The sequence below is a fragment of the Sphingomonas sp. genome (assembly GCF_042096255.1).
Taxonomy (GTDB): domain Bacteria; phylum Pseudomonadota; class Alphaproteobacteria; order Sphingomonadales; family Sphingomonadaceae; genus Sphingomonas.
In genome coordinates this window covers 1-7,038 of the sequence record NZ_JBELLZ010000129.1, presented here as the reverse complement: position 1 = coordinate 7,038, position 7,038 = coordinate 1, and the positions used below count along the sequence as shown (strand labels likewise).

The window sequence follows — 7,038 nt, the reverse complement described above, 5'->3', positions numbered from 1 at the left end:
CCGCGCCGTTCGACACCGCGCGCTGGATCGCAGGGGAGGCGGCGGACCTCAAGGACTTCACCGACCTCAACCGCGCCGCCCTGGCCAAGGACCGCGACGGCAATCCCGTGTTCCTCGCCAAATCGGCCTGGGAGGTCGGCTACATTGCCGATCGCTATTCGAAGGTACGTTTCCTTGCCACACGCGAACGATGACAGTTGTAGTCGTCGCGCGGGCGTGATAGACGCGGTCGCGAGAGGGAGATGTTCGATGAACCGCCGCAGGATCACGCTCGGGGCATTCGCGCTGCTGCTGGTCGCGATCGCGGCCCGTCCCTCCCATTCCAGCCTGACGTTCGACATCGACCTTGCCGATGCCAAGGCGGATGTCGCCAAGGCTGAATCGATGGTGAAGGTCGGCATCGGCGGCGCCACCGTTCTGGTCACCTGGACGCGCGCCGCGCTGCGTTGATCCGCCTCGCCGCATTTCTCGGTGCGGCACTTCTCCCGGCTCCCGCGCTCGCCTGCGCCTGGCCAGCCTCCGAACTCGGCGGCGTCCAGAATGTGGCCACCCGCGCGCTGGAGGCAAAGGTCGCGGGCGAACCGCTCGCCGCGCGGATGCGCCACCACAAGGTGCCCGGCGTCGGCGTCGCGCTGATCCGCCGCGGCGCGCTCGCCTGGGCGCGGGGCTGGGGGGTGCGCGATGCCGCCACCTGCGCGCCGGTCACCGCCGCCACCGCCTTCCAGGCCGCCTCGATCAGCAAGACGGTCGCAGCGCTGACGATCGTGCGGCTGGCGGGGCGCGGTGCGCTCGATCTCGACACGGATGTCGCGCGCTACCTGAAGCGCTGGCGCCCGCCGCCCGGCCTCACCCTGCGTGCGCTGCTCGGCCATACCGCCGGGCTGGGCGTCCACGGCTTTCCCGGCTATCCGCAAGGTGCGCCGCTGCCGACTTTGCCTCAGATCCTCGATGGCACGCCGCCCGCGAACACCGAGGCGGTGCGCTCCGCCACGCCGCCGGGCGCTTTCTCCTATTCGGGCGGCGGCTATGAGGTCGCCGAACTCGCGGTCACCGACGCGCTCGGCCCCTATCCCGCGCTGGCGGAGGCGGAGGTGCTGCGCCCGCTCGGCATGACGGCGAGCGGCTTCGTCGCACCGCCCGGCGCAGCGCGCGGCCATGCCGCGGGGCAGGTCGTCCCCGGCGGCTGGCACCTCTACCCGGAGGCGGCTGCCGCGGGCCTGTGGACCACGCCCGCCGATCTCGCTCGCCTGTTCGGGAGCTTGAACAGCGAGGCCGCGCGCGAGATGATCGCGCGTACCTCTCCCGGCTACGGCCTCGGCCTGGAGATCGCCGGCAAGGGCGCCACGCTCCGCTTCGGCCATCGCGGCAGCAATGTCGGCTATCGCGCGCTGGCGATGATCTTCGCCGAGACCGGCGACGGACTGGTGGTGATGACCAACGGCGAGGAAGGCGCGCTGCTCGCCGCCGAGATCGCCGCGGCGCTGGCGGCTGCCCAGGGCTGGCCTGCGGCGGGGCTCTGATCAGCCCCACACCGTCTTCAGGTTCATGAACTCGTGCATGCCCCACGGCCCCAGCTCGCGCCCGTGGCCCGAGCGCTTGGTGCCGCCGAACGGCGCTTCCGGCGAGCTCGCCAGCATCGCGTTCACCGCGGTCATCCCGCAGTCGAGGTCGCGGATCAGCCGCTCGCGCTCCCCGGCATCCTGCGTCCACACGCTCGATCCCAGCCCGAACGGCACCGCGTTGGCCAGCCGGATCGCATGGTCGAAGTCATCGGCGCGGAACACCGTCGCCACGGGGCCGAACAACTCCTCCTCCGCCACCGGATCGTCCGCCGGCACGTCGACCAGCACGCCCGCGGACAGATACGCGCCCTTGCCCGGCAGCGCCTCGCCGCCGACCAGCCGCCGCGCGCCCGCCTTCTCCAGCATCGCGATCTGATCGAGCACCGTCTGCTGCTGCGCCTCGCTGGAAAGCGGACCGATGTCGCTCGCCGCATCCATCGGATCGTCCGCCTTCACGCGCGCCATCGCCGCCACGAACCCCTCAAGGAAGGCGTCATAGACCTCGGCATGGACGATCATCCGCTTGGCGCAGATGCACGACTGGCCGGCATTCTGCACCCGCGCCTTGGCCGCGGTCTCCACCGCCTTCTCCAGATCGGCGGAAGGCAGCACGATGAAGGGATCGGAGCCGCCCAGTTCCAGCACCACCTTCTTCAGCGCCTTGCCCGCCGCCTGCGCCACCGCCATGCCCGCGCCCTCGCTGCCGGTCAGCGTCACCGCCGCGACGCGCGGGTCGGCGATCAGCTCCGCCACCGTGTCGCTGCGGATCGCCAGGTTCTGGAACAGCCCCGCCGGCGCCCCCGCGCCGATCACCGCGTCCACCATCGCCTGCGCACAGCCCTGCACGTTGGAGGCGTGCTTCAGCAAGGCGACATTGCCCGCCATGATCGCCGGCGCCAGAAAGCGCACCGCCTGCCAATAGGGGAAGTTCCACGGCATGATCGCCAGCACCGCGCCGATCGGCAGCCAGCGCGCGGTGGCGGCGCCGGGCACCTCTGGGTCGGCCAGCATCGCCGGCCCGTTCTGCGCGTAATGGCGAAAGCCCGCCGCGCATTTCTCCACCTCGGCGACCGCGGAGTTGAGCGTCTTGCCCATCTCGCGCGTCGCCATTTCCGCGAGCGCCATCTTGTCCGCCTCGAACCGCTCGGCGATCCGCTCGAGCAGCGCGGCGCGCTCCTCCGGCGCGGTCAGCCGCCAGTCGCGATAGGCCGCCTGCGCGCGATCCAGCGCGGCGTACACCTCGGCGGCGGTGAGTTCGGGATGGGTGGCGATCACGTCGCCGGTGGCGGGATTGGTGCTGGTGAACATGCCCGCCGAACGCATGCGCGCCGCACGCGGTTGCCCTCATCCGCGCCGCACGCCATAGCTGCGGCGATGGCAGAGGAACCCGCGCCCGAGGCGCTCTCGTTCGAGGCAGCGCTCAAGGAACTCGAAGCGATCGTCACCCGGCTGGAAAGCGGTGACGAGACGCTGGAGGAGTCGATCCGGCTCTATGAGCGCGGCTCGGCGCTGCGCGCCCGCTGCGCCGACCGGCTCGATGCGGCCCAGGCCCGGATCGAGGCGATCCGCACCGATGCGGAAGGGCGCGCGGCCGGCACCAAGCCGTTCGCCGCCGGATGACGGTGGCGGTCGCGGCCGTTCCCGGCGCCTCGACGGCCCTGGCGCACGCCATGGTCAAGATCGCGGCCGAAACCGACCGCCGCTTCGCCTTCCTGCTGGCCTCGCCCGAGGACGACGGGCGGGGCGGCCTGTATGCCGCGATGCGCCATGCCGCGATCGGTGGCGGCAAGCGGCTTCGCCCATTGCTGGTCGCTGCCACCGCGCGGCTGTTCGCGGTCGATCCGGAGCATGCGGCGCGTACCGGCCTCGCGATCGAGGCGATCCACGTCTACTCGCTGATCCACGACGATTTGCCCGCGATGGACGATGACGACCTGCGCCGCGGCAAGCCCACCGTCCACAAGGCCTTCGACGAGGCGACCGCGATCCTCGCCGGCGACTGTCTTCACGCGCTCGCCTTCGAATGGCTCGCGCATCGGGACACGCATCCCGATCCCGCCGTGCGTGCCGATCTGGTCCTGGAATTGGCGCGTGCCGCGGGACCGATCGGGATGGCGGGTGGCCAGATGATGGACATTGCGGCGGAGACCACCTCCTTCTCGCTCGCCATGGTCGGCCGGCTGCAGGCGATGAAGACCGGCGCGCTGATCGCCTGCTGCGTCGAATCGGGCGCGATACTCGGTCGCCTGCCGCCCGAGGGGCGTACCGGCCTGCGCGGCTATGCGCGGGACGTCGGCCTCGCCTTCCAGATCGCGGACGACCTGCTCGACGTGGAGGGGGACGAGGTGCTGGCGGGCAAAAGGCTGCGCAAGGACGAGACGATGGGCAAGGAGACCTTCGTATCGCTGCTCGGCGTCGAGGAGGCGCGTGCGCGCTGTGCGATGCTGGTCGACCAGGCGGTGGCGCACCTCCATGCCTTCGGTCCCGAGGCGGACCTGCTGCGCGACATCGCGCGCTTCGTTCTGGGGAGGGACAGGTGAACCGTATCGGCGTCTATCCGGGCACGTTCGACCCGATCACCCTCGGCCATGTCTCGATCATCAAGCGCGGCGCGAAGCTGGTCGACGAGTTGGTGATCGGCGTCACTACCAATGCGTCCAAGTCGCCGATGTTCTCGCTGGACGAGCGGATGGCGATGGTGGAGCGCGAGGTGGCGCGGATCGAGGGCAACATCCGTGTCGTCCAGTTCAACAGCCTGCTGATGGACTTCGCCGAGCGGGAAGGGGCCTCCATCATTGTCCGCGGCCTCCGCGCCGTCGCCGATTTCGAGTACGAATACCAGATGGCGGGGATGAACCAGCAGCTGAACAGCCGGGTCGAGACCGTGTTCCTGATGGCCGACGTCGCGCTCCAGCCGATCGCGTCGAAGCTGGTCAAGGAGATCGCGCTCTACGGCGGCGAAATCGGCAAGTTCGTCACCCCGCAGGTGCGAGACGAGGTGGTGGCGCGGGTGGAGAAGAGCGGCCGGCTGGGCTGACCCGGCGGGCCGAGCGTCCCGATCAGGCTGCGCGCCGCTCCAGTGCCTGCGCGGCCTCCGCCATCAGCGTGGCGATGATCGCCTGCGCCGGCTCTTCCTGGGTCACCATCCCCACCGACTGGCCCGCCATCACGCTGCCATGCTCCACGTCGCCGTCGATCACCGCGCGGCGCAGCGCCCCCGCCCAGTAATGCTCGATCGCGAGTTGCGCCTCCGCCATCGCCACCGCGCCCTCGTCCAGTGATTGCGCCACTTCGCGCTGCTTGGCGGTGAACAGCTCACCGCCGGCATTCTTGAGCGCGCGCACCGGGATCACCGGCAGGCGCGGGTCGATCTGTACGCTCGCCACCGCGTCGCGGGCGGAGGCGCGGATGAAGGCGCGCTTGAAGTTGGCGTGCGCGATCGATTCGGTGGCGCAGACGAAGCGCGTGCCGAGCTGCACGCCGGCCGCACCCATGTCGAGATAGCCGGCGATCGCCTCGCCCCGGCCGATTCCGCCCGCCACGAACACCGGCACTGCCTCGGCGATCTCGGGCAGCATTTCCTGCGCCAGCACGCTGGTGGAGACCGGGCCGATATGCCCGCCCGCCTCCATCCCCTCGATCACCAGCGCATCGACGCCGCTGCGGATCAGCTTCTTGGCGAGCGCCAGCGTCGGCGCGAAGCAGATCACCTTGGCGCCACCCGCCTTGATCGCTTCCAGCGAGCCCTTGGGCGGCAGCCCGCCGGCGAGCACGACATGGCCCACGCGATGGCTGGCGCAGACCTCGATCAGTGCGGAAAGATGGGGGTGCATGGTGATCAGATTCACGCCGAAGGGCTTGCTCGTCAGCTCCTTGGTCGCGGCGATCTCGGCATCGAGCAGCGCGGGCGTCATCGCCCCGCAGGCGATCACCCCGAAGCCGCCGGCGTTGGAGATCGCCGCCACCAGGTTGCGCTCGCTTACCCAGGACATCGCGCCGCCCAGGATCGCGACTTCGCACCCCAGGAAGGCGGCGCCGCGCGCCATGCGGCGATGGAGGCGCTCGGCGCCGGTGGAGAGCATTTCGGTCATGGCCGCTGCCCTAGCCGCGCGCGGCGCTTTCCGGCAAGCGACCGCCATGCAGCAGACGCAGACCGAACTCACCATCGCCACGCCCGGCGCCGGCCTTCACGAGTTCACCGCGGAGGTCGTCCGCTGGGTGGCGGGCAGCGGCATCACCGCCGGCCTGCTCACCCTGTTCGTCCGCCACACCTCCTGCTCGCTCCTGATCCAGGAGAATGCCGCTCCCGCCGCCCGCCGCGACCTGGAGCGCTATTTCGCCCGGATCGCCCCCGAGAGCCGCGACTATGAACATGACGACGAGGGCCCGGACGACATGCCCGCCCACCTGCGCGCCGCACTCACCGCGGTGTCGCTGTCGATCCCGGTCGCGGGCGGCCGCCCGGTGCTGGGCACCTGGCAAGGTATGTACCTGTTCGAGCACCGCGCCGCACCGCATCGGCGCAAGGTGGCGGCGCACCTGATCGGAGAGTGAATGATGCGACGCCTGCTCCTGATCGCCGCCCTGCTGGTCGGCCCGCCCGCCTCGGCGCAGCCGGTGTTCGACGCCCATGTCCACCTGCACGACGGCGAGGCGTCGCTGCGCGACTATGAGGCGAAGAGCGGCGACGTTGCCGGGCTCGGCACGATGTGGTTCGGCGGCCCCAACCAGGCGCTCGCCGGCAAGCCCGCGGAAGTGCGCGCCGCCAACGAGGCGCTGCTGGCATTGGCGAAGCGTCACCCGAAGCTGCTGCCGATCGCCACCGTTCACCCCTATGACGGTGCCGCGGCCCTCGACGAACTGGACCGCGTCGCCGGGTTGGGCGTCAAGGTGCTCAAGATCCACCCGCACACCCAGAAGCTCGACGCGGCCGATCCGCGCGTGCTGGCGCTGGTCCGCCGCGCCGGCGAGCGCGGGGTGATCGTGCTGATGGACAATGCCGGCATCCTGCCCGGCGATTGCGAGACGCTGTTCAACCTGGCCTTAGCGGCACCCAAGACGCGATTCGTCTTCGCGCACCTGGGCGGCATGGCCTTCCGCTTCTGGAACATCCTCAAGGCCGCCCGCACCGCCGAGGGGTTGTTCGGCGACAACATCTATTTCGACCTGTCCGCCACCGCCGTCCTGGTCGCCGGCTCGCCGATCGCGGAGGAGTTCGTCTGGACGGTCCGCAACGTCGGCGTCGACCACGTGCTGTTCGGCTCGGACTATCCGCAGCTCTCGCTTGCGCAGAGCCTCGCTGCACTGGAGGCGCTGCCGTTTACCCCCGAGGAGCGGGCGCGGATCCGCTACGGCAACGCCCGCGCCCTGTTCGGGCTTCAGGCCGCCTCGTCTGCGTCCAGCCCGTAAGCCGTATGCAGGACGCGCACCGCCAGCTCGGTCTCGTCCTCGTGGATCAGCACGCTGACCTTGATCT

General features: G+C 70.6%; 9 protein-coding genes and 1 pseudogene. 8 read left to right on the top strand and 2 right to left on the bottom strand.

Features of this window, described 5'->3' with window-relative positions; genetic code table 11:
* The 3 genes and pseudogenes from prfC to ACFDTH_RS16625 all read left to right on the top strand — a co-directional run.
* Positions 1–194 (top strand): annotated as a pseudogene (prfC, locus tag ACFDTH_RS16635) (peptide chain release factor 3); the annotation flags it as partial.
* Positions 195–249: 55 nt separating this feature from the next.
* A complete protein-coding gene (locus ACFDTH_RS16630) occupies positions 250–450 on the top strand; it encodes a hypothetical protein (protein WP_375288677.1) in 201 nt (66 codons plus the stop codon).
* Positions 447–1,520 (top strand): serine hydrolase domain-containing protein, encoded by a 1,074-nt coding sequence (locus tag ACFDTH_RS16625; protein WP_375288676.1) that lies wholly within the window; start codon positions 447–449, stop codon positions 1,518–1,520. Before ACFDTH_RS16630 ends, ACFDTH_RS16625 begins: the two co-directional genes overlap by 4 nt.
* Here ACFDTH_RS16625 and ACFDTH_RS16620 read toward each other — a convergent pair whose 3' ends face one another.
* The gene (locus ACFDTH_RS16620; protein ID WP_375288679.1) at positions 1,521–2,870 is read right to left on the bottom strand and encodes an NAD-dependent succinate-semialdehyde dehydrogenase; all 1,350 of its coding nucleotides are present in this window, start codon (positions 2,868–2,870) and stop codon (positions 1,521–1,523) included.
* A 66-nt stretch (positions 2,871–2,936) separates the two neighbouring features.
* On the opposite strand from ACFDTH_RS16620, the gene ACFDTH_RS16615 reads away from it, so the two are divergent.
* Genes ACFDTH_RS16615 through coaD form a run of 3 tightly spaced genes read left to right on the top strand, consistent with a single transcriptional unit; the run spans position 2,937 to position 4,599 of the window.
* Positions 2,937–3,182: an exodeoxyribonuclease VII small subunit gene (locus tag ACFDTH_RS16615; protein ID WP_375288675.1), complete on the top strand. Its 246-nt coding sequence runs from the start codon at positions 2,937–2,939 to the stop codon at positions 3,180–3,182.
* A gap of 50 nt (positions 3,183–3,232) precedes the next feature.
* On the top strand, positions 3,233–4,102 hold the full coding sequence (locus ACFDTH_RS16610) for a polyprenyl synthetase family protein (protein ID WP_375288674.1): 870 nt from the start codon (positions 3,233–3,235) through the stop codon (positions 4,100–4,102).
* Positions 4,099–4,599 carry a pantetheine-phosphate adenylyltransferase gene (gene coaD / locus ACFDTH_RS16605; protein WP_375288673.1) on the top strand — a complete coding sequence of 167 codons (501 nt, stop codon included), beginning with the start codon at positions 4,099–4,101 and terminating at the stop codon, positions 4,597–4,599. Before ACFDTH_RS16610 ends, coaD begins: the two co-directional genes overlap by 4 nt.
* Positions 4,600–4,621: 22 nt before the next feature.
* On the opposite strand, the gene ACFDTH_RS16600 is transcribed toward coaD, so the two are convergent.
* Positions 4,622–5,653, bottom strand: coding sequence for an NAD(P)H-dependent flavin oxidoreductase (locus ACFDTH_RS16600; RefSeq protein WP_375288672.1), 1,032 nt, complete (start codon positions 5,651–5,653; stop codon positions 4,622–4,624).
* A 46-nt stretch (positions 5,654–5,699) separates the two neighbouring features.
* Here ACFDTH_RS16600 and ACFDTH_RS16595 point away from each other — a divergent pair, with 46 nt between their 5' ends.
* The gene (locus tag ACFDTH_RS16595) at positions 5,700–6,116 is read left to right on the top strand and encodes a secondary thiamine-phosphate synthase enzyme YjbQ (RefSeq protein ID WP_375288678.1); all 417 of its coding nucleotides are present in this window, start codon (positions 5,700–5,702) and stop codon (positions 6,114–6,116) included.
* A 3-nt stretch (positions 6,117–6,119) separates the two neighbouring features.
* On the top strand, positions 6,120–6,971 hold the full coding sequence (locus ACFDTH_RS16590; protein ID WP_375288671.1) for an amidohydrolase family protein: 852 nt from the start codon (positions 6,120–6,122) through the stop codon (positions 6,969–6,971).
* The last annotated feature ends 67 nt before the right edge of the window (positions 6,972–7,038 follow it).

Coding starts and splice junctions, on each gene's coding strand:
- ACFDTH_RS16630 (WP_375288677.1), top strand. CDS start 250: ATGAACCGCCGCAGGATCACGCTCGGGGCATTCGCGCTGCTGCTGGTC.
- ACFDTH_RS16620 (WP_375288679.1), bottom strand. CDS start 2,870: ATGTTCACCAGCACCAATCCCGCCACCGGCGACGTGATCGCCACCCAT.
- ACFDTH_RS16615 (WP_375288675.1), top strand. CDS start 2,937: ATGGCAGAGGAACCCGCGCCCGAGGCGCTCTCGTTCGAGGCAGCGCTC.
- ACFDTH_RS16610 (WP_375288674.1), top strand. CDS start 3,233: ATGGTCAAGATCGCGGCCGAAACCGACCGCCGCTTCGCCTTCCTGCTG.
- ACFDTH_RS16600 (WP_375288672.1), bottom strand. CDS start 5,653: ATGACCGAAATGCTCTCCACCGGCGCCGAGCGCCTCCATCGCCGCATG.
- ACFDTH_RS16595 (WP_375288678.1), top strand. CDS start 5,700: ATGCAGCAGACGCAGACCGAACTCACCATCGCCACGCCCGGCGCCGGC.
- ACFDTH_RS16590 (WP_375288671.1), top strand. CDS start 6,120: ATGCGACGCCTGCTCCTGATCGCCGCCCTGCTGGTCGGCCCGCCCGCC.